Origin of the sequence: Angelakisella massiliensis, assembly GCF_900104675.1 — a bacterium.
Lineage (GTDB): Bacteria > Bacillota > Clostridia > Oscillospirales > Ruminococcaceae > Angelakisella > Angelakisella massiliensis.
In genome coordinates, this window is sequence record NZ_LT629945.1 from 1,003,908 (window position 1) to 1,027,884 (window position 23,977).

Here is a 23,977-nt window from a genome sequence, read left to right on the forward strand (position 1 = left end):
GCCGGCTTTTTTCTTTTCAGGCAAAATGGATGGAATGAAACGTAAAATGGCGGAAAACAGGACTGCGGATATCCTGCGTTTCTCAATTTTTTCAGCAGCAGCAAGAAAATCCTTTCATTCCAGGACTTGAGAAAAATCCGGAGCTGTTTTGAATGTGGGTTGCCAGAGACACAGCAGCAAGGGGGGACAGTGGAGAGAAAAAATGTTAGAATAAATTAACCTTGTTATTGCTTTCATATCTGGTGAGAACTTGTGGTTTTATCCTGAAGAGCGGCAAGCTATCTGATGGGGAAAATGGAGTGGTGGTGGAGATAAGAACGGTGTTGGTGAAGCAGGCAAAGAAGTATGATCTTTGGGCTGAAAGGAAAAATACCGGTTCAAGAATTGCCGGGCTGCTTTTATAATGGCTATCTTTTCGGAAACGATGAAGCCTCTGCTGAGGAACCGCGGAAGAATCAGTAAGGTCAAAGAAATTACAGGGAGGAGGTCTTACATGATTTTGCCTCTTAAAAATCTATTTTCAGCGGTTATATTGCATCTTTCTTCTGAAAATCCTTTTCTGGCTCCTGATGTTTCACGTGAAACATTACTGATTTGGCCGGAACCAGGCTGGACGTGTCTGTTCCATGCTGCCATTGTTTGAAAAGCTTTCTCTCAGTGTGATTTGAGAGGAACGGGTGATGTTTCACGTGAAACACTGCTTGATCTGGCAGGAGCAAATTGTTTAGAGCTATCTTCTTGATGCTGCTTTTTGAAAAACTTTGTTTTCCAACTGCTTTGACAAAGACATCCTGGGTCATGTTTCACGTGAAACATTTTCTGAAACCAGTGAAGCACCCTTGTTACACCCATAAAAAGTGTGCTATAATAGTTTTTGTCGAAGAAAGAACGCTCTTTTACCTCGGTTTTCAGGAGGAAAAGGAGTGATTTGTCCCCCAAAAGGGGATTTCCAAAGGATTTTGGCCCCATGGTGGGAAGATCCCTGGAAGATGATGCAGCGATCCCTGGAGAGCCACAGATCGGCCCAGGAGAGGGAACAGCCGCTTCACCGGCTGGAGCAAAACAAGGAGAGATGGAAAAATGGGCAAAATTATTGCTGTGGCCAACCAGAAAGGCGGCGTGGGAAAGACCACAACGGCAGTGAATCTGGCGGCCGGACTGGGTGAAAAGGGCAAAAAGGTGCTGTTGGTGGACCTGGACCCCCAGGGAAATGCCACCAGCGGCTTTGGCATCAGTAAAAAAGAGGTGGAAATTTCCGGCTATGATGTGCTGATTTTAAGCACTCCGGTGGAAAAGGCCACCATCCGTACCAAATTTAAGAATGTCAGCATCGTTCCCAGCCATATTTCCCTGGCAGGAGCGGAAATCGAGCTGGTGGAGCTGGAAAACCGTTCCCTGGGCCTGCGCGCCTCTCTCCTTCAGGTAAAGGACCAGTATGATTTCATTATCATCGATTGTCCGCCCTCTCTGGGGTTGATCACCGTCAACGCTTTGGCGGCTTCGGATACCATCCTCATTCCCATTCAGCCGGAATATTACGCTTTGGAGGGCCTTTCTCAGCTGATGAGCACCGTGCGCACCGTAAAACGGATGTACAACAGCCAGCTGGAAATCGAAGGGGTGCTGCTGACCATGTACGACAGCCGCCTGAATCTCACCCTCCAGGTGGTGGATGAAGTGAAAAAATTCTTTGCGGGCAAGATTTTCAAAACCATTATTCCCCGGAATGTCCGGCTTTCTGAGGCGCCCAGCTTCGGCCAGCCAATCATGTATTATGACCGCAGTTCCCGGGGAGCGGAAGCTTATATGAACCTGACTGCGGAGGTCATCCGCAACAACAGGACCAAAAAATAAAGGAGGGACCTGAAAATGGCCAAAAAAGGCGGTTTGGGCAAGGGGCTCAATGCCCTGTTTTTGGATAATGAAGCGGAAGAATCCGGTTCCCTGATGCGGCTGCGGCTTTCAGATGTGGAGCCAAACAAGGATCAGCCCCGGGACCGGTTTGATCAGGAAGCCCTCCAGGAGCTGGCGGATTCCATCCGGGAGCATGGGGTGCTGCAGCCCATTGTGGTGCGGGCTATTCCCGGCGGCACCTATCAGATCATCGCCGGAGAGCGTCGGTGGAGAGCCTCCCGTCTGGCGGAGCAGCGGGATATTCCCGCCATTGTGGTGGATGCCGATGATAATAAGGTGATGGAACTGGCCCTTATTGAGAACCTTCAGCGGGAAGATCTGACGGTGATTGAGGAGGCTCAGGGCTACAAAGCACTGATGGAAACCTATGGCATGACCCAGGAACAGGTGGCTGCACGGGTAGGAAAATCCCGTCCGGTTATCGCCAATGCCCTGCGGCTGCTGTCCCTGCCGCCCCGGGTGCTGGATGAACTGGAAAACGGCGGCATCACCCCTGGCCATGCCCGGGTATTGGCAGGTGTGGAGGAAGAGCGGATAGACAGTCTGCTGGACCGGGTGATTGTGGAGGGACTGACAGTCCGGCAGCTGGAACAGCTGGCCAAAAAGCCCGATGCCCCCGCCAAAGAGCCCAAGGAAAAGGAAAAATCCGCTTGGGGTGATTCCTATTATAAAGAAGTGGAGCTGAGCCTGCGGGATACTTTGGGCAGAAAGGTGAAGGTCCGCAAAAAAGGAGACACCGGCACCCTGGAAATCCAGTTTTATTCCCGGGAGGAGCTGGAGGATCTGGCCGCCCGGCTGGCAAAAGAGGAGCAGTAAAGTCACTTGGGGCAGCAGCGCTCTTTTGTGACAGACCGCATTCTCAATTCCCAATAACATCAAAAGCAGAAAAGGGCGTTTTCCCATTGCTTTTCAGGGGAAAATCGCCCTTTCCCTTCTTGATAATGGTTTAAAACAAGGCGACTTTGATAAAATACCATATTTAATTTTGGACAAGATATACAGCAAATCAATGCTATTAGGACACCAAAGGAGAAAACCATGGACCAACGACTGACCCTGATCAAAGAAATGGCACGCCCCTGCCGCTGCGGGGCGGATATCGGCACCGATCACGGTTATCTGATCTGTTCGCTGGTGGAAGAGGGAATCGCTCAGCGTGGCATCGCCGCGGATATCAATGCCATGCCTCTTGATAAAGCCCGCCAGGAAGTGATCCGCCGGGGATTGGAGGAGCGTATTCAGCTGGTGCTCACCGACGGTCTCACCGGCATCGACCCCGAAGAGGTGGACGAGGTGTTTATTGCGGGAATGGGCGGGGATTTGATGGCCCAGATCCTGGACCGTTGGCCCGGCAGCCGCCGGTCAGACAAGGTCTTTTGCCTCCAGCCCATGTCCAAGGGGGAACACCTGCGGAGATTTCTGTTCCAGGAAGGGTTTTATGTGGAGGAAGAGAAATGCTGCGTGGCCGCCGGACGTCCCTATTCGGTGATGAGAGTGATCTATACCGGCCGGAGGGAAGCCCATCTGCCGGAGGAAGAATATGTGGGAAAAATCGACTTTTCCACCGATGAAGCTGAGGCCTATGGGAAAAAGGTGCTGGCGGCGCTGGAAAAGCGGCGGAAAGGGCTGGCTCAGGGAACCGGCGACCGGATGGGAGAGCTGCAGGAAACGGAAGCACTGATACAAGCTGTCAAAAGGAGGATGGAGCAATGAAAATCAAAGAAGTGGTACGCTGCGGGGATCAGCTGGCCCCGCTGAACAGCGCTTTGGATTGGGACAACAGCGGTTTATTGGTGGGGGACCCGGAGGAAGAGGTAACAGGTATCCTCACTGCGCTGGACGCTACCCTGCCGGTGGTGAAAGAAGCGGAGGCCAAGGGCTGCAATCTCATTGTGACCCATCATCCGGTGATTTTTCATGCTCAAAAGAGATTTACCGCCGGAAACATTGCCTTTGAGGCGGCCCGCCGGGGAATCTCCATCCTTTCCCTGCACACCTGTTATGATATGGCGGATCAGGGGGTCAACCGGGCGCTGGCGGAGACATTGGGACTTGAAAATATCCGCCCGCTGCTGAGAGAAAAAATGAAAAACTGGAAAAAACTGACAACCTATGTGCCCAAGGCCCAGGCGGAACAGCTGTATCAGGCTTTGTCTGAGGCTGGCTGCGGCGATGGGGGAGACTACAGCGGCGTTTGTTTCTTCACCCAGGGCCAGGGCCGCTTCTGTCCCATGGAGGGCTCCCATCCTGTGTTGGGAACGGTGGGACGTATGGAAAAGGTGGAGGAAGTGCGGATGGAAACCGCCTTTCCCCCGGAGCTGGAATCCCAGGTGGTGGAGGCTTTGAAGCAGAATCACCCCTATGAAAAACCGGTATGGGATATCTGGACCCTGGAGAACTTTGGGGAAGAATATTGGCTGGGCTGTGTTGGAGAGTTGCCGGAACCCATGACCGAGAAGGCTTTTGCCCAGCTCATCCAGGAGCGGCTGCATATAACGCCCAGGTACAATCCTGGCCAAAGATTGATCCGCCAGGTGGGACTGTGTGGAGGAAGCGGCGGGGAACTGATGGCCGAAGCCATGAAAGCCCACGGATGGCAATACCAGGCCTTTGTGACCGCTGAGGTCAAACATCATCAGTTTATGGAAGCTGAGCAGCTGGGGGTCACCCTCTATGACGCCAGCCATTACGCCACTGAAGTGGTGGCCATCCCATGGCTGACCCGGCAGCTGGCCGCGCAGGTGGTGGAGAAAGTTCCCGTTGCCATGGCCACAGCCTATCAGGGGGAGATTGCAGGCTGAAAGGAAAGGGGACAGTGAGGAGCTTTCCCTCTCCCTCCCATTGAAGGGCGAAGATTTCAGCCGGCAAGGGAGCAGATCTTTTCCGGCACCAGCAGGGCGGTTGTGTCTGGGGACGGGATTTCAAGAGAACGGGGGGTTGGGTGCGGTTTGCTGCCGCTGGAATCCCTTTTTCCTGGAGCGGCTTCTGTCCCGCCGGCTCTGATTCGCCGGTAAAATCCGCCCACTTTCCACACTGCGGGGAAGATTGCGTGGAAAACTTTTCAGATCAAACCGCCCCGGAGCAATGATAAGGAGAATAAAATGGCATTTGACGGAGCCTTTCTGCATAAAATCAAACAGGAGATCGACGCCCTGGCGGGAAGCCGGGTGGACAAGATCAGCCAGCCGGACCGGGAAACCATCATCATCGTTCTTCGGGGAAACGGCGGCAATCACAAGCTGCTGCTGTCCGCTTCGGCGGCCGCGGCCAAGCTGCATTTTACCAAAAACTCCATTGAAAACCCCAAAGCCGCGCCCATGTTTTGTATGCTGCTGCGAAAGCATCTGGGAAGCGGAAAGCTGCTGCGAACTGAGCAGGAGGGAATGGACCGTATTCTTACTTTGGTGTTTGAGTGTGTCAACGAGCTGGGGGACCGGGTGGAACTGCGGCTGGTTTGCGAAATTATGGGCCGGCACAGCAATATCATCCTGACTGATGCCTCAGGAAAAATTCTGGACGCCGCCAAGCGGGTGGATTTTGTCACCTCAGAAGTGCGGCAGATCCTGCCGGGCATTACCTACCGTTTGCCTCCCATGCAGGATAAGCTCAATCCCCTCACCGCCACAGCCCAGCAGATGGGAGACCAGATATTGTCAGGGCGGGATATTCCTCTGTCCAAGGGAATCCTGGAGCAGATCCAAGGATTTTCCCCCACCCTTTGCCGGGAGATCGCCCATTTTGTCTGTCCCCAGGGGGAGCAGACGATAGCCAATCTCACGGAAGAACAGCAGCGGCGGCTGGTGTTTTATCTGGGGATGGTGAAAACCGCTCTGGAGCCGGGAGGCGGTACGCCGGTGATGGTCCGGGACAGCCGGGACAAACCGGTGGAGTTCGCTTTTCTGGAGCTGTCCCAGTATGGTCAGGGGTATACCATCCAAAAGATGGACAGTTTCAGCGCTGTACTGGATGAATTTTATGGGGCCCGGGATCTGGCCGAGCGGATGCGGCAGAAAAGCGCCGACCTCCACAAGCTGCTGGCAAATGTCCGGGACCGTCTGGTGCGGAAGCTGGCAGCGCAGCAGCAGGAGCTGGAGCAGTCCCAGGACCGTGAAATCAAGAAGCAATGGGGAGATATTATCTCAGCCAACCTATACTCTATGTATAAAGGGCAGACAGTTCTCCATACGGTCAACTTTTACAGCCCGGATCAGGAGGAAATTGACATCCCCCTGGACCCCATGCTCGCCCCCGCCAAGAATGCCCAGCGATATTATAATGAGTACCGCAAGGAGGCCACCGCTGACGCCAAGTTGCGTGAGCTGATTGAAAAGGGGACCCAGGAATTGGCTTACATTGAAACGGTATTGGGGGAGCTGGCCCGGGCGGAAACCGAGGCGGAGCTTCAGGGTATCCGGGAAGAAGCGGTAAGTCAGGGATATCTGCGCCTTCAAAGCCAGACAAGCCGGAAGCCGGTGAAGTTGGCGCCCCGGCGGTATCGTTCCTCTGACGGCTTTTTGATCCTCTCCGGCAGAAACAATCTCCAGAACGACCAGCTGACTCTGCGGGAAGCCTCCAATTATGATCTGTGGCTCCATACCCAGAAGATTCCCGGCTCCCATACCATCATCATCACCGACGGCGTCCGGGAGATTCCCCAGCGCACCATTGAGGAGGCGGCAGTCATCGCTGCCTGCAATTCCAGTGCCAGAGAAAGCGCCAAGGTACCGGTGGATTACACCTATATCAAGAATGTGCGCAAGCCCCGGGGCGCCCGTCCGGGAATGGTGATTTATGATCCTTATCAGACTGCCATTGTGGACCCGGACCTGAAGCGGGCCGAAGCGCTGCGGGAGAAATAAAGCCTGTAAAGCGGGAAGGGGAACCCCTGTTCCTTCTTTCCAGGGGAGGGATGCACCTGCAGAGGAAAGGGAAATTGACCGGCGGCTTGAGCGGAAAGACACCGGAAGGAGCTGCGTCCTTTTTGGAACCCCGCTGTGGCGGCACGGGTGGTCTGGCTGGCAGAGAAAATCTGCTTGCCTGTGTTTTGCTGGTTTTCTTTTGGTTTTGCAGGGAACAGGCCGGGAAGATGCTGTTTGCTTTGCCTGAGTTTGGATGATATCCGCCACTTGGAGTTCCTGGGGCAAAGATGCTTACAGGGGGCTCCACATAGTGTGCCCGGGTGGCTGCTGCGGCATTGGTCAGGCGCACAGGGAAGCTTGCGCCAGGTCAGGACCATCTGCTGCTTTCCGCTTTTGGGTCAATGTTTGGGACAGAGTTTTTCTGCCTGTTGCAGCGGCAAAGAAACATCATTTCAAATACTTTAAGCATAAAAATATAACTTAATTACTTTTAGTATTATAATTTTATGAATAAAGTGTGAAAACAGGCTTTACAACCTGTGGGATTTTTGCTATAATTTCGGTTTGAAAAGTGCTGACAGGTGTAAAAAGAAAGGGGGCCGCCGCAATGCTTAAGCAGATGAAAGAAAACCAGCTGTTGTTGGCGGAGCCGTTTTTTCTTTCCCCGTTTTCTTTTTTCAGTTGAAATACAGAGGCATTGGTTTTTTCTTTTGAAAAACCGGTGCCTCTTTTTTTGGCCTGCCGGCGGTCCCCAAAAGATAGAGGAGGTCTAAATCAATGAGCAACGAAAAAATCCAAGTTGGAGAGGAAGGCATTTATGATGCCCGGGTGCTGGGTGTGCCCAAAATGATGATCCTGGGCTTCCAGCACGTTTTCGCCATGTTCGGCGCTACTGTGCTGGTGCCGCTGATCACCGGACTGAATGTTTCCACCACCCTGCTGATGGCCGGCGTAGGTACCCTGCTGTTCCACCTGATCACCAAGGGGAAGGTTCCCGCCTTCCTGGGTTCCTCCTTCGCCTTTTTGGGTGGATTCGCCCTGGTGGCTCCCAAGCTGGCAGACGCCAATGGTGAGCTGACCATCGCCAATGTGGAGCGGCTGCCTTATGCCTGCGGCGGCGTGGTGGCTGCGGGTCTGGTTTATGTCATCGTGGCGCTGCTGATCGGTGTTTTCGGCGTCAATCGGGTCATGAGATTCTTCCCCCCCATTGTCACCGGCCCCATCATCATCTCCATTGGACTGATTCTTGCTCCCTCCGCTGTTACCAACGCCAGTTCCGACTGGCTGCTGGCCATTATCGCCCTGGGCTGTATTGTGGTATGTAATATCTGGGGTAAGGGTATGGTAAAGATCCTCCCCATCCTCATTGGTGTGGCTGTTTCCTACGGGGTTGCGGTACTGACCAATAAAGTGGACTTCAGTCTGGTGGCCCAGGCGGATGCCTTCGGTGTGGCTCTCAATCCCTCCGCCTTTGCCAAGTTTGATGTGGGTTCCATCCTCACCATCATGCCCATCGCTCTGGCTGCCATGATGGAGCATATCGGTGATATGGCCGCTATCAGCGCCACCGTGGGTAAGAACTACATTGCTGACCCCGGCCTCTGCCGCACCCTTCTGGGAGACGGTCTGGCCACCTCTCTGGCCGGTTTGTTCGGCGGTCCTGCCAACACCACCTATGGCGAAAATACCGGCGTGCTGGCGCTTACCAAGGTCTATGACCCCAGAGTTATCCGCATTGCCGCGGTGGTTGCCATCCTGCTCTCCTTCTTCCCCAAGTTTGATGCCATTGTCAATACCATTCCTTCTGCCATCATCGGCGGTATTTCCCTCATCCTCTACGGTATGATCTCCGCTGTAGGCGTGCGCAACGTGGTGGAAAATCAGGTGGACTTCACCAAGAGCCGCAACCTGATCATTGCCGCTGTGATTCTGGTTTCCGCCCTGGGCTTCAACAGTGTGGGCGGCCTGGTCCTCTACAGCAGCGAATCCCTCACCGTCAGCCTGTCCGGTCTGGCCATTGCTGCTATCCTGGGTATCTTCCTCAACGCGGTTCTTCCCGGCAACGATTATCAGTTCGGCAAGGATCTGGAAGGAGACACCTCCGCCAATCTCCAGCTGTAAAAAGTAAAATCTCAGACATAAATGGCCGGCCGGAAGATAATTCCGGCCGGTCAGACTGTAGAAAAACCTATTTTAAAGGGAAAACAAAATTAAAAATCATAAAAATCAGGACATGTGCCTGATTTTTATACCACGACCCGCGCCCCGGTGGGCGCGAAACCGGGGGTATCGCCGCTGGTTTCGTTAGGAACCAGGCGGCGTATCCAGGGGGTATGGGATACCCCCTGGAAGCGTGTCGAACCTTTTCGACACGCTCACCGGCCGGAAGATAATTCCGGCCGGTTTTATGCTGTCAAAAGCTTGTGACCCAAAGGGAGATTCCTTCCCGGACATAAAAACAGGATAGACCCATAAACAGGGAAAAGCCATACTTTCAGCAGATCCGGGAAAGGCGGCTCAACGGCTTTTTCCTCAAGGGTTACAGACCCCGTTTGGGCAGAATAAAGGAGCGTCAGGACATTATCCCGACGCTCCTTTCAGACTGCAGAAAACCCTGTTTCAAAGGACAAATAAAATTCAAAATCACAATAAAAATCAGGCGTATGTCCCTCTGTGTGTGCTGAACTTTTTCGATACGCTCAAAGGTCCCGGAAATCATTGCAAGCAGATTCTTTTCCACTTGCCGGTGCGATACTCCAGGAAAGAGATAATCCAGTTGACAAGCCAGCCCAGGGGTACCGCATACCAGACCATGGCAATACCATATATAGGGGCAAAGACCACAGCGAAGGAAACCCGGATAAAGAGGTTGACCAGGTTGGCCAGAGTAAACATTTTTACATCTCCGGAGCCCCTGAGGACGCCGTCCACAGCGCATTTGAAGCCCATGAGGCAGAAAAAGAATCCTGTAAAGGCCAGATAATCGCATCCGGTGGACATAGCCACGGCAGTACCGTTTTCTCCCAAAAACAGAGAGATGATCTGCCGGTTGAACAGCTCCAACACCACACAGATGATGACAGAACAGAAAAGAACCAGCAGATTGGCTACTTTATAGCCCTCCGTCACCCGGTGCTCTTTCTGTGCGCCGATGTTCTGAGCGGTATAGGAGGAGACAGCGTTGCCCAGGCTGGTGAAGGGGACGATCACAAGGGACTGAATACGGATGCCGGCGGAATAACCTGCCAGAGCCTCGGAGCCGAAGCTGTTGACCACCGACTGCACCAGCATCATACCGATGGAAACGGTGGATTGCTGGAGGATGGAGGGGAGAGCGATCTTGACCATGGCGGGAATCTCCCGGAAGGAAAAGATCCCGTCATTTTCCCGGCTGATACTTGACAGCAGCCTGAGCAGCACACCGAAGGACAGCACCGCCGAGATACTCTGGGCGATAAGCGTAGCCCAGGCCACACCGGTGACCCCCATTTGGAACTGAGTGACCAGAATCCAGTCCAGAGCGATATTGAACAGGGAAGAGAAAATAAGAAAATACAAAGGGATCTTGGATTTGCCCAAAGCATTGAACATGGCCGAAAGCACATTATACATAAAGAGGAAGGGCAGACCCAGGAAATAGATGTTCAGATAATCAATGGCCATATCCAGCACGTCCGCGGGGGTATTGAGCGCTGTCATGATCTGCTCACTGAGGAGCAGTCCCACACCTCCCAGCAGAATGCTGATGGCCAGAAATGCGATGAGGGCGGTAAAAATCGCGGTACACATCTTTTTATAGTGATGGGCGCCGAAATACCGGCTGACCACCACCGAGGAACCAATGCCTCCGCCGATAGCCACACAGATAAAGATGTTGGTCAAAGAATAGGAGGCTCCTACAGCAGCAAGAGCCTGTTCACTGACAAAGCGCCCCACAATGGCGGAGTCGGCCATGGTGTAGGTCTGCTGAAAAAGGTTTCCCACAATAATGGGCAGTGAAAACAGGACCAGCGCGTTGAAGGGCTTTTTTTGAATCAGATAATCATTTTCCATATCCCTGTTCCTCCAAGATGAAAAAAGTCAGGCTGATATCCATGGGAGAATTGCTTCAGGGATACTCCTGATTCTCTGAGGCGGTGCTTTCCACAAACACAAAAAAATGAGCCGCCATTCCGGCAGCCATCAAAGGTTTGGCTGGTATGGCTTCTTTTGGAATGGTGAAAAGTATCATAATCAGTCTAAAAAATGATTATAAATACCTAAAAAGAAAATGTCAATGAAAGGGCGGAGAAGAAAATGTATGTGGTAAACAAGCTGTGATGGATCCCGGTGGGCAAGCGTCCCTCAACGCCCCATTTCCATTTTGCATTCCAGCTCATAAGAGGCTTTGAGGATTGAGCAAAAGCCCATCCGTTTCAAATGCAGAACGGATGGGCTTTACAAATGTCAGAGGTTTTACATCAGGTTTGGTGGGGCAGATCAATCCTCATGCAATACAAAGCGATCTACCTGGTCTTTCATGACCTGAGACTGGCTGGACAACTCCTCGCTGGCAGCAGCACTTTCCTCAGCAGTGGCAGAGTTGGTTTGTACGACGCTGGAAATTTGATCGACACCTTGGGTGATCTGCGCGATGGAATCTGCTTCTTCCAAAATATTATCCACAACGGTCTCGATAAGTGTGACAGCATCGCTTGCCAAAGCAGTAGTTTCATCCAAAGCCGCGCTTACTTCTGTGGTCAGTGCGCTGCCCTTCTCCACATTTTCAGCAGACCGCTGGATGAGCTCCTTTGTGTGCTTGGCTGCCTGGTCGGATTTGGTGGCCAGGCTGCGTACCTCGTCCGCCACTACAGCGAAGCCCTTGCCGGCAGCACCGGCCCGCGCGGCTTCTACAGCGGCATTCAGGGCGAGAATGTTGGTCTGGAACGCGATATTCTCAATGGTACTGATGATTTCTCCAATTTCCTCATGTCCCAGCAGAATATCAGACATGGCAGACTGGAGCTTTTTCATTTTCTCATTGCTCAAGGTGATTTGCTCACCGGCAGCATTTGCCTTATCCTTGGCAGACTGAGCGGCCTCACGATTGTTTTGGGCTCTGGAATTGATCTCATCAGTGGTAGCGGAAAGCTGTTCCACCGCACTGGCCTGTTCGGTGGCTCCCTGTGCCAGGGCCTGTGCGCCGGAGGACACATTTTCGGCACCGGAGGATACTTGACCGGCAGCGTCTTCAATCTGACGCAGCGTGTTGCTCAGGCTGCGGCTGATATGGCGCAGAGACTCCAATACAACGGCGATATCTTTCTGATAAATCTCGTAATTGCGGGAGCGAACATTCAGATTGCCCTGAGCCATTTCGCCCAGCAAATATCCGATATCGTCAAAGAGCGCATTGAGGGAGGACACAATCTGGCAGGTGGAGTTTGCCAGCACGCCGATTTCATCATCGCGGTTGAACTGAGGAGTTTCGCTGGACAGATCACCCTGGGCCAGCAAATTCAGGCGCTCTGCACAGGCGCGAACAGGCACGCTGATGCCCCGGGCCTGATGAACAGAAATAAACACAGCCAGGACAATGATCACTGCCAGCAGCACCAGCATAATGACGATGCTCAAATAAGTGGAGGCAAGGAAATCACTGGTATAAGAGGTGACGCCGAGGCTCCAGCCGTCGGTGCCGGGAATGGGAGCGTAACCGATACATTTGTCAATGCCGTCCATTTTATATCTTCCCTGGCCGCTTTCACCGGCCCGCATCTTGGCATGGATATCTGCCAAAGCCTGAAGGGAGCTGTCGCTTTCGGCCATCTGCTCAATATTCTGGACAGCCACAGTTTCAATGGTGGTGTCGGCAATGGTGGTTCCGTTCTTGTCGATCATATAAGTGCCGCTGTGCTCACTGGTATGGATGGTAGCCATAATGTCGTTGAGGAATTTCTCAGGCGGCACAAAATATACCACGCCCACCACAGTGCTGTTGATGATGCCGTCCTGCCAGATGGGCGCAGCTACCATGATAGACAGTTCACCGGTGATTTTACTGATGGTAGGTGTGGAAATGGACACCTCACCCTGAATGGCACTCTGGAAATACTCCCGGTCGGCATAGCTGTTGCCGTCAAAAAGGCTGACGCCGGAAGCGTCCAGCAGATTGCCCCGGACCATGCCGTAGGTGGAAGCCCATTGATCAATGATCTGCTTCTTTTTTTCGATGGGGGTTTCACTGTCGCTCAGTCCCGGCAGCATACCCAAGCCCTCTACAACATTTTTATATGAGGTCAGTTCATAGGCAACCCGCTGTGCCACGGTTTGGGCAGTAATGGTCAGTTCCTGTTCCAGAAGCTGGTTGGAATTGGTGTAGTTGGTAAAAATACCTACTCCTCCGCACAGAAGAGCAGCACACAACACCAATACCAGAGTGTTGGTTACCAGCTTCCTTTGAATACTTTTCATGGTATCCCTCCAAAAGAAAATTTAATCTGAATCAATACCTACTATTGGTAATCGGCTGATACGCGCAGAAAATAATGGTTTTCCTCTGAAAAGTTAACAAAATATGACTATTGTATTTCTCAGGAAAAAACACAAGCAGTTCCGGAGGCTGTATGGGACCTGGAAAAAGGAAAGAATCATCCCAGAGGGACACAGTTTTACGCAAAAAAACACCTCCGTCCATTTAAGACGGAGGTGCGAAAATACAGGTGTTCTGAAAAGGTCGATGGAAGATCAAAGCTCCCGAATTACCGGAACAACACCGGAAGCGGTTATATCCAGGCACAAATAGCTGCAAGGCGTCACATGACCATCCAGTACACTGCCGGGATTGATCAGATATAAGCCGTCCAAATATTCAACGCAGGCGCAGTGGGTATGACCATACAGAGCGATATCCACGTGCTCCTCCCGGGCCGAACGCTCGAAATCGTCAGTGCCGAATTTCACCCGGTACAGATCTCCATGGGTGATCAGGACCCTCTTGCCCCCACAGACCAGCTGTTTGGTTTTTTTCTCCATGCTGCCCCAATCGTTATTGCCCTTGACAGCTACAAAATGCAGCTGAGGATAAAGCAGATGAACATCCTCAAATTCCTCCAGGCCGTCTCCCAGATGGATATACATATCGGCGGTATCCTTGGTGGAATCGACGATCCGCTTGACGCGGTCGAAGCTGCCATGACTGTCGGACATCACAATAACGCGCATGATTAACTCCTTGTCTCCCTGAAAGGGCCGCCAGGCGGTGCTGTTAAAGCGGACAATATCATTCTATGCCCCTCATGGTCAGGGTGTTCCCGGCACGGGGAAAGGAGGCAGGGCATAGAATGAAGCATGGCGGCCGTACGGTGGTCATATATAGAAATAATGTATCATAAATATGGTAAAAATGGAAGTGGCGGTGAGATTCTTGCAACAAAAAAACAATCTGGAATCCGGACAGATGGAACATCTGCTGCGCATGGCAGCGGAAAAGCTGGGTACCGACCCCCAGACCCTGGAAGCGAAACTGCGGCAGGGGGGCGTTCCCGGCGGCCCTGGAATGGAGCGTCTGCAACAGATTATGGGCGATCCTCAAGCGATTCAATCACTTCTGCGGTCGCCTCAGGCCCAGGCACTGCTGAAAAGTTTGAAAAAGCAGCAAAAATAAAGCGGTCACACCCCCATGCACCGGGGGCCGGGACAGGGGGGAAGCGGTCATGGAGGATTTGGGGGAGCGGGTAGCGCAGCTGCTGGGCAGTGAGGAAGGTATGGAACAGGTGCGCCAGCTGATGGCCTCTTTGTCAGGGGGAGATGGCGGCCCCGACCTGAGCAGTCTGTTGGGAATGCTGGGAGGAGCAGGTGGTGAAAATGGAAACTGTTCTCCCAGCGGACAGCAGCAAAACAGTTTTGGGGACCCGGGGATGATGCTGGAGCTGACCCGGGCCCTTTCCGCTGTCCGACGGCCCGATCCCAATGTGGCGCTGCTGGAGGCGCTGCGTCCCTTTTTTGAAGAGCCGCGCCGGAAAAAGGTAGACAACGCCATCCGGATGATGAAATTGATGGAACTGCTGCCGGTTTTGCAGCAAAGCGGCCTGCTGTCCGGTCTGCTGGGAGGGGAAGAAAATGGCTGAGAAATGGACCGCCGAGGATGAGGCCTTATTTCTGCGTTTAACCAGTCAGGCGGCGGAAGAGGCGAGACGATACTACAGCAGACGCACCCCAGAGAGGGAAGAGCCTTCTCCCCGGTTCCAGTCCCCTGGGGACAACTATGGTGCCCAGGCTTCAGCGTATGCCGGGGCGCCTGGAGAAACGTCTGCCCATGGGGCAAACATGGAACCTCCCCATGCTGAGGAACCATCCATCCCCCCAAAAGCGGCGCCGTCATCTCCAGACCAAAGAGATGATACTTTTGGTTTTCATTCTCAGAAAAAACACGGAGGGGAAGTCGCCGCACCACTCAGCCAGACGCAGCGGGAAAAGCCCGGCGCTGATTCTTTTGAGAATGATGAGGAAAACGCTTTTCGCCGGGCCTCTGGTCCCCAGACACAAGAACGGGAAAGCCAGATGTGGGGAGCCTCACAGCAGCAAAGACAAAAGAGTTTGGAGCAAAACGTCTCTGGGGCATCAGATCAGCCCCATAGGTGGGAAGAGAAACAGGAGGGTATGTCAGGGGAGCGGGAGCCCTTTTATCCTCCAAAAGAAGACAGGGGACAGGGGAGGAGAGAAGGCCAAAATGGCTCCGGTACCTCTGGGCCATATTCTCCGGCGGAGAGCCGACAGCAAAGACATCTTTCCACAGCGGACCGTCCCCATGGTGGAAAAAATGCCGCCTCTTTCCAAAGTGGGGAAGGGGAGGGGCTGCTGGGGTCCATCAGCAAAATGTTTCATCAGATGGATCAGGAAGCGCTGCTGATTGCGGCGGTATTGCTGCTGCTGTATCAAAAACAAGCGGACCGAAAGCTGATTTTGGCGCTGGTTTATATACTGTTAGGATAAAATATTTGTAATTATACAAATATCAAGGCGTGGGAATCTGTTTTTGTGGAAAATCCAAGGGAGATGGAAAGGGGAAGCTCATCCATTTAGGGGTGAACCGGAGCTTTCCTTTGCAGCTGCTCCCGCCGCAAAGCGGAACAACTCCTCCTTTCCTCCATAGTGGAAAACTTTATAAAGAACCGCTGTAAACGATCCTCTATCCTCAAAGGCGGATTTCCTTTGGAAGCGGCAGGAGCTCAAACCACCGCAGCCCTCATTTTCAGGGCGATCAAAAGGTATTGTAAAATCCCAGACAGATACTTTCCCGCCGGGACCGGGCCGCTTCAAAGGATGGGTTCCCTTGGATGCCATTGCCGCGGCCCCTTTTTTATCCCAGTAAAAAAGCCTTCTCCGCAACAGGAAGAAGGCTCAGATTTTGTGCTGATATTTTTATTTGGATTCCGGCAGGAACTGACGCAGCCATCGGGTGAGATCCCGGGAGCCCTGCTTGACATCGGCGATCAGTTCGCTGATGCCCCCCTCCAGGTCCAGCTCCTCCTCCGCGCCGAAAAAGTCCCGTTCCCGGGCCTTGGCATACCGGCGGCGGATGGCCAGCTGCTCTTTCCGGGGGTCCCCTACGCTGACCCCTTCATAGAACCGGGCGATGTCCAGCAGCAGCTCCCGGAATTCATCGGAGCTTTGCCGTTTGAAGGCGGCAATCAGCTGGAGCTCATCCTCCTCGTCCAGAAAGCGCAGCTCTGTCAGGCAGCTTTCGCCCCCCATGGCCTTGATTTTGGCCGCCAGGGTGCGGATATTCTGCAAGTTCCGGTGGGTATTGGGCAGCACCGCTACCCCGTGCTTGAGATACTCGGCGCCCATTTCCTTGAGCTTGCGCCAGATATACACTCTGTTCTTGGAGGGCTGGATGGGGACGTTATAGCTTACGGACAGCCAGCTGTAGCGAGACATGTACCCTCTCCTTTCTGGTAGGGAGCCGTGGGCGGACTTTTTATTTGGGGACAAGGCGCCGCCGTGATGACAGACCGGGGATGATTCTGCCTGGGGCAGTGAAAAAATCCCCGGAAGAATGGTTCTTTCTTATTGTAACAGGTTCCGGTCAAGGGCGCAACGGGTAGGAAAAAAATACCCATGCACAGCATTTTGGAGGGAGATAATAAGGCGCCGGCGGCAGTTTCGAGTTGAAAAAACAGCCCTTCGGTGGTACAATAGAACAATAATTTTTACCAGATAAAAGGTGGTCGAGGGGATGAAAATACTCCATGAGGGAAAGGGCCTGCTGATTCCGGAAACCTATCTGTCCAAGCTGGATCTTCTGGAAACAGAGCGGGCCATCAAACTGACCAAGGATACCTTTGAGCAGAAGCTGGCTCAGGCGCTGGAGCTGACCCGTGTTTCCGCTCCGCTGTTCGTCCGTCCTGAAACGGGACTGAATGATGACCTCAACGGAGTGGAGCGGCCGGTACAGTTTGATATCCTGGATCTGAAAGCGGATGTGCAGATTGTGCAGTCCCTGGCAAAATGGAAACGGATGGCTCTGGCGGCTTACGGTTTTGCCCCCGGCACCGGACTGTATACCGATATGAACGCCATCCGCCGGGATGAAGATCTGGACAATCTCCATTCAGTGTATGTGGACCAGTGGGACTGGGAGAAGGTCATCACCCCCCAGCAGCGGAACAAGGAGACCCTTCGGCAAACGGTGGAGAAGATCTGGCAGGTGTTTCTGGACACCCAGGCCAAGGTTTGCGACGCCTTTCCGGCCATTTCCCGGTACCTGCCCCGGAAGCTCCACTTCGTCACCACACAGGAGCTGGAGGATCGGTGGCCCGAAAAGACCCCCAAGGAGCGGGAGGACGCCATCGCGCTGGAACATGGGGCGGTGTTTCTCATGGAGATCGGCGGAGCGCTCCACAGCGGCAAGCCCCATGACGGCCGGGCTCCCGACTATGATGACTGGAGCCTCAACGGAGATATTTTGCTGTGGTACCCGCCTTTGGAGCGGGCGGTGGAGCTGAGCTCCATGGGCATCCGGGTGGACCGGGAGGCACTGGAGCGGCAGCTGGCCATCCGGGGTGCTGAGGAGCGGAAAAAACTCACCTTCCACCGGATGCTGCTGGAGGACCGGCTGCCTTTGACCATGGGCGGCGGTATCGGCCAGTCACGGATCTGTATGGTGCTGCTGGAGAAGGTGCATATCGGTGAGGTGCAGGCTTCAGTCTGGCCGGAGGAAATGATTCGCCACTGTGCAGCCCATGGTGTTCATCTGCTGTAAAATACAAAATGAAATAAATTTTGGAAAAATACAAAAAGTTTAAATTTGCGGTATACCAAAGCTGCTCAGAAGCAGCTTGGCCAGAGAAATCAAATGTTGTGTGTGGGCCGCCCTTTTGACGGGAAAGAGCGGAAGAATGGAGGAAAACGATGGAATTGACCGAACTGTATGGGTCCAAGGTATTCAACAAGCGGGTAATGGCGGAGCGCCTGCCTGCCGATGTGTTCCAAAGCCTGGAGAACAGCGCCCATCCCGGCGGCCGGCTGGACCCGGCGATCGCCCCGGTGGTGGCCGAGGCAATGAAAAACTGGGCCATGGAACAGGGTGCTACCCATTTCACCCATTGGTTCCAGCCCATGACCGGCATCACCGCGGGTAAGTTCGACGCCTTTCTCTCCCCTGACGGAGAGGGCGGGGCGGTGACGGAATTTTCCGCCAAATCCCTGATTATGGGAGAGCCGGACGCTTCCTCCTTCCCCTCCGGCGGCCTGCGGGCCACCTTTGAAGCCCGGGGCTATACCGCCTGGGACCCCACCTCTCCGGCCTTTGTCAAGGGTACCACGCTGTACATTCCCACCGCTTTTTGCTCCTATACGGGAGAAGCCCTGGACGCCAAAACACCCCTTCTTCGTTCCATGGAAGCGGTCAACCGGGAAGCTACCCGCCTTTGCCGCCTGATGGGGATGTCCGATGTCACCCGGGTGGAGCCTTCCGCCGGAGCGGAGCAGGAATACTTTTTGGTGGACCGGCAGCGGTATGAGCAGCGGCTGGACCTGAAGCTGTGCGGCACCACCCTTTTTGGCGCCAAGCCCCCCAAGGGGCAGGAGCTGGATGACCATTATCTGGGACGCATCCGGCTGCGCATCAGCAAATATATGGAGGAGGTGGACCGCCGCCTGTGGGAATTGGGGGTGCCCTCCAAGACCAAGCACAATGAGGCGGCTCCGGCCCAGCATGAGCTGGCTCCCCTTTATGCCGGATGCAACATCGCCTGTGACAATAACCAGCTGATTATGGAAACGCTGCGCACCGTGGCCAAGGAACAGGGCTTGGCCTGCCTGCTCCATGAGAAGCCCTTTGCCGGGGTCAATGGTTCCGGCAAGCACAACAACTATTCCCTCACCACCGACACCGGCGTGAACCTTTTCTCTCCCGGCAAGCTGCCCAAGGAGAACCTCACCTTCCTGGTGTGCCTGTGCGCCTTTATCCGGGCAGTGGATTCCTATCCCCATCTTCTGCGTATGTCCGCCGCCACCGCCGGCAATGACCGCCGTCTGGGAGGAAGTGAGGCTCCCCCCGCCATCATCTCCATGTTCCTGGGTGACAGTATGCTGGGGATGCTCAAGGATGTGGCCATGGGCAGCAGCAGCACCCGGGGTGAGGAGGCGGAGATCCTCCGTATTGGCGTAGCCACGCTGCCGGAGCTGGCAAAGGATGATTCCGACCGCAACAGAACTTCCCCCCTGGCCTTTACCGGCAATAAGTTTGAGTTCCGCATGGTGGGCTCCAGTCAGTCCATCGCCCTGGCCAACACGGTCCTCAATACCATTATGGCAGACAGCTTCCGGGCTTTCAGCAACTATTTTGAGCAGGCGGGATTTTCCGCCCAGACCGTCGCCGAGGTGGTGGCGGAGACCCTCCGCAGCCATGGCCGCATCGTCTTTAACGGCAACAACTACGAGAAAGCCTGGGAAGAGGAGGCACGCCGCCGGGGACTGCCGGTGATCAATTCGGCGGTGGAGGCTTTTGAAGCCCTCACCCAGGAGCGAAGCATCCTGCTGTTTGAGCGGTTCGGTGTGCTGTCCCGGGCGGAATGTCTGGCCCGGTATGAGATCATGCTGGAAACCTATAACAAAGTGGTGTCCATCGAGGCGGCCACCATGGTGGAGATGGCGGAGCGTCAGCTGCTGCCTGCCGTGGCGGAGTACACAGGGGTCATCGCTGCCGCCAGCCGGGATTATTCCCAGGCGGCGGGCCGGAGCCAGCGTTATCTGGAGCGGCATCTGGAGGATCTTTCCCGGACCCTGGACGAGATGGCCGAAGGGCTGGATCAGCTCAAGCAGCAGCTGGAGGAAGAGCCGGCGGATGTTCGGGAGAAGGCGGAATATATCCGGGATCAGATTCGTCCCGCCATGGACCGGCTGCGGGAGAGCTGCGACCATGGAGAGCGGATCACCGACGCCAAGTATTGGCCCATTCCCACCTACACCGATCTGCTTCATCGGGTATAAACAAACAGTATTACGGCGGCCCGGCGCTTTGTCGGGCCGCTTGACGTATATCCGGCAGGCGGGGAAAAGACAGAAAGCATCAGCCTGTGGAAAAAAGGAGAACCTTTATGGCCAATGTGCGGGATTTTGAATATATCACAGAGATCGCCCGGTACGGCAGCATCTCCAAGGCGGCGGAGGCCCTGTACCTTTCCCAGCCTACCCTGACCAAGTTCTTGCAGCGGGTGGAGCGGGAAGCGGGACAGCCGTTGTTTCATCGGGTGGGCAAAAGGTTTGTGCTTACTCCGGCGGGGGAGGTCTATGTGGCCCGGGCAAAAAGCATCCTCCAGCTGGAGCATCAGCTGCAGCAGGAGCTGTCGGACCTGGCGGCGATGCGCAGCGGCAACATCCGCCTGGGAGCCACCGCGGGCCGTGCCAGCTATATTGCCCGCCAAGTGGCCCCCCGGTTCCATGAAGAGTATCCCGGGGTGCGGCTGATGCTCACCATCAGCCATACGGAGCGTCTGCTGAAAATGATGCAGAATAATGAATTGGATATGGCGCTGGCAAACTATGACCAGGACTTTCCCACACTGGCGGCCAACCCCATTGGGGAAGATGAAATGGTGCTGGTGGTGCCTGCCTCCAGCCCTTTGGTGCAGAAGGCGCAGCGGCAGCCTGGATTCCGTTTTCCGGTCATCGGGGCGGAGCATTGGAAAGAGCAGGAGTTTATTCTTCCTTCCTCTATTTCTCACTCCTATCACCTGGCCATGGATTACTTCCGGGAACTGGGAATCACCCCTCATGTGGTCATGGAAATGCAGGATCTCCGTTCTGTCATGGACGCAGTGGAAGTGGGGATTGGCATTTCCATGTTTGTCTCAGTGCCTTACCGCAGCGGACGGGCCCTGAGGTATCTTTCCCTGGGGCGAAAGGATGCGCCCAAACAGGAAGTTTCGGTCATCACCCGGCAGGGAGCCTATTATAATGAGGCCCAGCGGCGGCTGATGGCACTGCTGAAGGAATGCTATCACTTGCCTGAGGACTGAGACCGCTGCCATTTGGCCGGTATTTTCAGGGCGAAGGGTGATTTTGGTAATTCATCAACTCTGTTATTTTCACAACAGTTTTCACAGACCGGGCGGCGGCAGTTTATCTGCCGCCGCTTTTTTGTGATGCGGGAAGCAGGGCACTTTTTCAGCAGATTGACAAGAGGAGACAAGTTTTCTTTGTAGAAAAAGAGATTTTGATTGCAAAATGCTATGTAACAATGAATATTATGAATTTGATTTATGATTTCGACAGTGTTATGCTTATAACAAAGAGAAACGGGCAGCCCAACGCGGGGGCCGCCGGCAAGCTCCTCTGAAACCCGGCCGGGAAGAGGAGCAAGGCAAAGGAGAGAGCATATGGATCTGGAAAAGTACCGAGCCAATTATGAGCAAATCCAGAAGCTTCAGCAAACCAAGAACCTGGATTTTTACGCCTATCCGGCAAAATATTACTGCCACCCCTTCCGTATTGTGGGGAATCTGTATTACATCGGAGACCAAAAGGTTTGTTCCCATTTGGTGGACACAGGCGACGGTCTGCTGGTGTTTGACAGCGGTTTTCCCTGCACCACCCACCTGATGATTCAGGCCATCTGGGAGCTGGGCTTCAATCCAAAGGATGTCAAGTGCATCATCCATTCCCATGAGCATTTCGACCACATCGGCAGCGCCTGCGAATTCCGCCAGCTGTTCGGTACCCAGCTGCTCATCAGCGAAGAAGGAGCACGGGTGATGAAAGAACGTCCCGAGTGGGTGTATATGGAGGCCAGCGAAGGCAAGCATTCTCCCATCTTCACCCCGGACAAGACACTCCGGGATGGGGAGCGCTTCACCCTGGGCAACACCACAGTGGAGTGTGTCCATACACCGGGACATTCCCCCGGCGTCATGAGCTTTTTCTTCCAGGCGCAGGATGGAGACAAACGATGGAATGTGGGCTACTTTGGCGGAGCCGGCTTCAACACCCTGTATAAAGAGGCGCTCAAAGCCGATGGACGGCCCCTGGAAGCACGGGAGCAGTTCCTGCAGTCCCTGGCCAAGGTCCGGGACCGTCAGGTAGACATTGTCCTGGGCAACCATCCCCGGCAGAACGAAACCCTGGATAAACGCCGCCGGATGCTGGAGGACCCCTCGGTCAATCCCTTTATCGATCCCCAGGAGTGGCAGCGCTTCTGCGATACCATGTCGGAGCAGTTCCGGCAGTTTATGGAAAACGGCAACTGATCGTTTTGAGGAGGAAATGATATGACGCAAACTGTTATGGCCGCCATTATTTTGGTGGTGATCGTATATCTGTTTTTCAGCCCCCGTTTTCCCAACAGTGTGGTGGCTATCCTGGGTACCATCGTCATGGGTGTTTCCGGTATTTTGCCGGTGAAGGAAGTGTTTCAGTATTACGCAGCCTCCACCTGTGTGCTGATGATCGGCATGATGATCATCGGCGGCGGCATGATGCACACCGGCTTTGCCGGATGGCTGGGCAACAAGCTGGTGGGTATGACCGGAAAAGGAGAGCGGAACCTGATGCTCATTGCTGTGCTTTCCGGCTGGATCATGTCCTCGGTGTGCAGCGGCTCCGCCTCCATGATGATCCTTTATCCCATCATCTGCAGCATTTGTATCGCCTCCAAAATCTCCATGTCCCGCATCATGTTCCCCATGTTCGCCGGTATCGGCATGGGCAGCCTGATGACTGTGGCCGGAAGCGGTATGTGCGGCGCTACCAGCGCCATCCTGGAGGAAGCGGGCTTCCGGGGCTGGAGCTTCTTTGAGCCTGCGTGGATCGGTTTGCCCAGCGCCATTGCCGGTACGCTGATCATTTATTTCTTTGGACAGAAGCTGCTGCCGGACCGCATGGTGCTTCCTGACGCGGCCCAAGCGGAAAAGGCACAGAATATTCCCGACAAGTTTGGCGGAAAAATGTGGGTTTCCGCCACCATCCTGGTGCTGACCATCATCGGTATGGTGATCGATTCCCCCGTGCTGCCCATGTATATGTGCGCCGCCCTGGGCGCCTGCGCCAGCGTTATTACCGGATGTCTCAACCAGAAGCAGATGTTCGCCAGCATCAGCTGGAACACCATCTTTATGATCGGCGGTATGACCGCGGTGGCCAAGGGTGTGGAAGCCAGCGGCCTGGGCCAGGTGATCGCTGGTGGAATCATGAATATGGTGGGCGCCGATGCTTCTCCCATCCTGGTCGTTATGATCATCTATCTGGTCACCGGACTGATCACCCAGTTTATGTCCAACAACGCCGCCGCCAGCCTGATGGCTCCCATTGGTATTTCTCTGGCTTCCGCCATGGGTATTGAGCCTTATGCCTTTGTGGCTGCCGCTTTGGGCGGTTCTCTGATCGCCATGCTCACCCCCATTGCCACACCTACCATGGCTTTCGCCATGGAAGGCGGCAAGTATACCCCCAAGGAAGTATTTATCTGGGGTGTTTTCACCCAGCTGATTCCCAATATTATCGTAGCCCTGGTCTTTATTCCTCTGGCCTGGCTGTAAAAGCTTATTTCGTTCTTCTCATACAATCTCTGGGACAAACATGGAAATCCCCGGACCGTTGCGGTCCGGGGATTTGCGCGTGTCGAAAAACTCCGGCACACTCAGAGGGACATATGCCTGATTTTTATGATTTTGGATTTTACTTTTCCCTTCAAACAGATTTCTGCTGTTGAATGAACTTTTTTA

19 protein-coding genes are annotated in these 23,977 nt (G+C 54.2%); 15 read left to right on the top strand and 4 right to left on the bottom strand.

From position 1 onward, the window contains the following. Positions 1–493 precede the first annotated feature (493 nt). The 7 genes from BQ5383_RS21105 to BQ5383_RS10115 all read left to right on the top strand — a co-directional run bounded on the left by BQ5383_RS21105 (position 494) and on the right by BQ5383_RS10115 (position 8,894). Positions 494–643, top strand: coding sequence for a hypothetical protein (locus BQ5383_RS21105; protein ID WP_172724612.1), 150 nt, complete (start codon positions 494–496; stop codon positions 641–643). A gap of 437 nt (positions 644–1,080) precedes the next feature. After that, positions 1,081–1,854 carry a ParA family protein gene (locus BQ5383_RS10085; RefSeq protein WP_071431663.1) on the top strand — a complete coding sequence of 258 codons (774 nt, stop codon included), beginning with the start codon at positions 1,081–1,083 and terminating at the stop codon, positions 1,852–1,854. Positions 1,855–1,869: 15 nt separating this feature from the next. Further along, entirely contained in the window at positions 1,870–2,730 is an 861-nt protein-coding gene (locus BQ5383_RS10090) for a ParB/RepB/Spo0J family partition protein (RefSeq protein ID WP_071431665.1), read from the top strand. 222 nt (positions 2,731–2,952) lie between these two features. Continuing rightward, a complete protein-coding gene (locus BQ5383_RS10095) occupies positions 2,953–3,627 on the top strand; it encodes a class I SAM-dependent methyltransferase (RefSeq protein WP_071431667.1) in 675 nt (224 codons plus the stop codon). Further along, on the top strand, positions 3,624–4,715 hold the full coding sequence (locus BQ5383_RS10100; RefSeq protein WP_071431669.1) for a Nif3-like dinuclear metal center hexameric protein: 1,092 nt from the start codon (positions 3,624–3,626) through the stop codon (positions 4,713–4,715). Before BQ5383_RS10095 ends, BQ5383_RS10100 begins: the two co-directional genes overlap by 4 nt. A 300-nt stretch (positions 4,716–5,015) precedes the next feature. Then, entirely contained in the window at positions 5,016–6,773 is a 1,758-nt protein-coding gene (locus tag BQ5383_RS10105) for an Rqc2 family fibronectin-binding protein (RefSeq protein WP_071431671.1), read from the top strand. Between the two features lie 777 nt (positions 6,774–7,550). Continuing rightward, positions 7,551–8,894, top strand: a complete 1,344-nt coding sequence (locus BQ5383_RS10115) for a uracil-xanthine permease family protein (RefSeq protein WP_071431675.1) — start codon at positions 7,551–7,553, stop codon at positions 8,892–8,894. Positions 8,895–9,488: 594 nt separating this feature from the next. Here BQ5383_RS10115 and BQ5383_RS10120 read toward each other — a convergent pair. From BQ5383_RS10120 to BQ5383_RS10130, 3 genes are all read right to left on the bottom strand, one after another. Continuing rightward, the gene (locus tag BQ5383_RS10120) at positions 9,489–10,826 is read right to left on the bottom strand and encodes an MATE family efflux transporter (protein WP_071431676.1); all 1,338 of its coding nucleotides are present in this window, start codon (positions 10,824–10,826) and stop codon (positions 9,489–9,491) included. A gap of 426 nt (positions 10,827–11,252) precedes the next feature. Next, complete coding sequence (locus BQ5383_RS10125; RefSeq protein WP_071431678.1) at positions 11,253–13,226, bottom strand: methyl-accepting chemotaxis protein; 1,974 nt, start codon at positions 13,224–13,226, stop codon at positions 11,253–11,255. A gap of 273 nt (positions 13,227–13,499) precedes the next feature. Beyond that, the gene (locus BQ5383_RS10130) at positions 13,500–13,976 is read right to left on the bottom strand and encodes a YfcE family phosphodiesterase (protein WP_071431680.1); all 477 of its coding nucleotides are present in this window, start codon (positions 13,974–13,976) and stop codon (positions 13,500–13,502) included. A gap of 202 nt (positions 13,977–14,178) precedes the next feature. On the opposite strand from BQ5383_RS10130, the gene BQ5383_RS10135 reads away from it, so the two are divergent. Genes BQ5383_RS10135 through BQ5383_RS10145 form a run of 3 tightly spaced genes read left to right on the top strand, consistent with a single transcriptional unit; the run spans position 14,179 to position 15,746 of the window. Continuing rightward, complete coding sequence (locus BQ5383_RS10135) at positions 14,179–14,418, top strand: hypothetical protein (RefSeq protein WP_139193401.1); 240 nt, start codon at positions 14,179–14,181, stop codon at positions 14,416–14,418. A gap of 49 nt (positions 14,419–14,467) precedes the next feature. Next, a complete protein-coding gene (locus BQ5383_RS10140) occupies positions 14,468–14,881 on the top strand; it encodes a hypothetical protein (RefSeq protein WP_071431683.1) in 414 nt (137 codons plus the stop codon). After that, a complete protein-coding gene (locus BQ5383_RS10145; protein WP_071431685.1) occupies positions 14,874–15,746 on the top strand; it encodes a hypothetical protein in 873 nt (290 codons plus the stop codon). Before BQ5383_RS10140 ends, BQ5383_RS10145 begins: the two co-directional genes overlap by 8 nt. A gap of 429 nt (positions 15,747–16,175) precedes the next feature. Here BQ5383_RS10145 and BQ5383_RS10155 read toward each other — a convergent pair whose 3' ends face one another. Then, complete coding sequence (locus BQ5383_RS10155) at positions 16,176–16,694, bottom strand: Chromate resistance protein ChrB (RefSeq protein ID WP_071431689.1); 519 nt, start codon at positions 16,692–16,694, stop codon at positions 16,176–16,178. 298 nt (positions 16,695–16,992) lie between these two features. On the opposite strand from BQ5383_RS10155, the gene asnA reads away from it, so the two are divergent. The 5 genes from asnA (at position 16,993) to BQ5383_RS10180 (ending at position 23,791) form a co-directional block, all read left to right on the top strand. Further along, positions 16,993–18,018, top strand: a complete 1,026-nt coding sequence (gene asnA, locus BQ5383_RS10160; RefSeq protein WP_071431691.1) for an aspartate--ammonia ligase — start codon at positions 16,993–16,995, stop codon at positions 18,016–18,018. A gap of 149 nt (positions 18,019–18,167) precedes the next feature. Beyond that, positions 18,168–20,249 (top strand): glutamine synthetase III family protein, encoded by a 2,082-nt coding sequence (locus tag BQ5383_RS10165; protein WP_071431693.1) that lies wholly within the window; start codon positions 18,168–18,170, stop codon positions 20,247–20,249. 107 nt (positions 20,250–20,356) lie between these two features. After that, positions 20,357–21,277, top strand: coding sequence for a LysR family transcriptional regulator (locus BQ5383_RS10170; RefSeq protein ID WP_071431695.1), 921 nt, complete (start codon positions 20,357–20,359; stop codon positions 21,275–21,277). Between the two features lie 360 nt (positions 21,278–21,637). After that, positions 21,638–22,504: an MBL fold metallo-hydrolase gene (locus tag BQ5383_RS10175; protein WP_083389919.1), complete on the top strand. Its 867-nt coding sequence runs from the start codon at positions 21,638–21,640 to the stop codon at positions 22,502–22,504. A gap of 21 nt (positions 22,505–22,525) precedes the next feature. Next, the gene (locus BQ5383_RS10180; RefSeq protein ID WP_071431697.1) at positions 22,526–23,791 is read left to right on the top strand and encodes an SLC13 family permease; all 1,266 of its coding nucleotides are present in this window, start codon (positions 22,526–22,528) and stop codon (positions 23,789–23,791) included. The last annotated feature ends 186 nt before the right edge of the window (positions 23,792–23,977 follow it).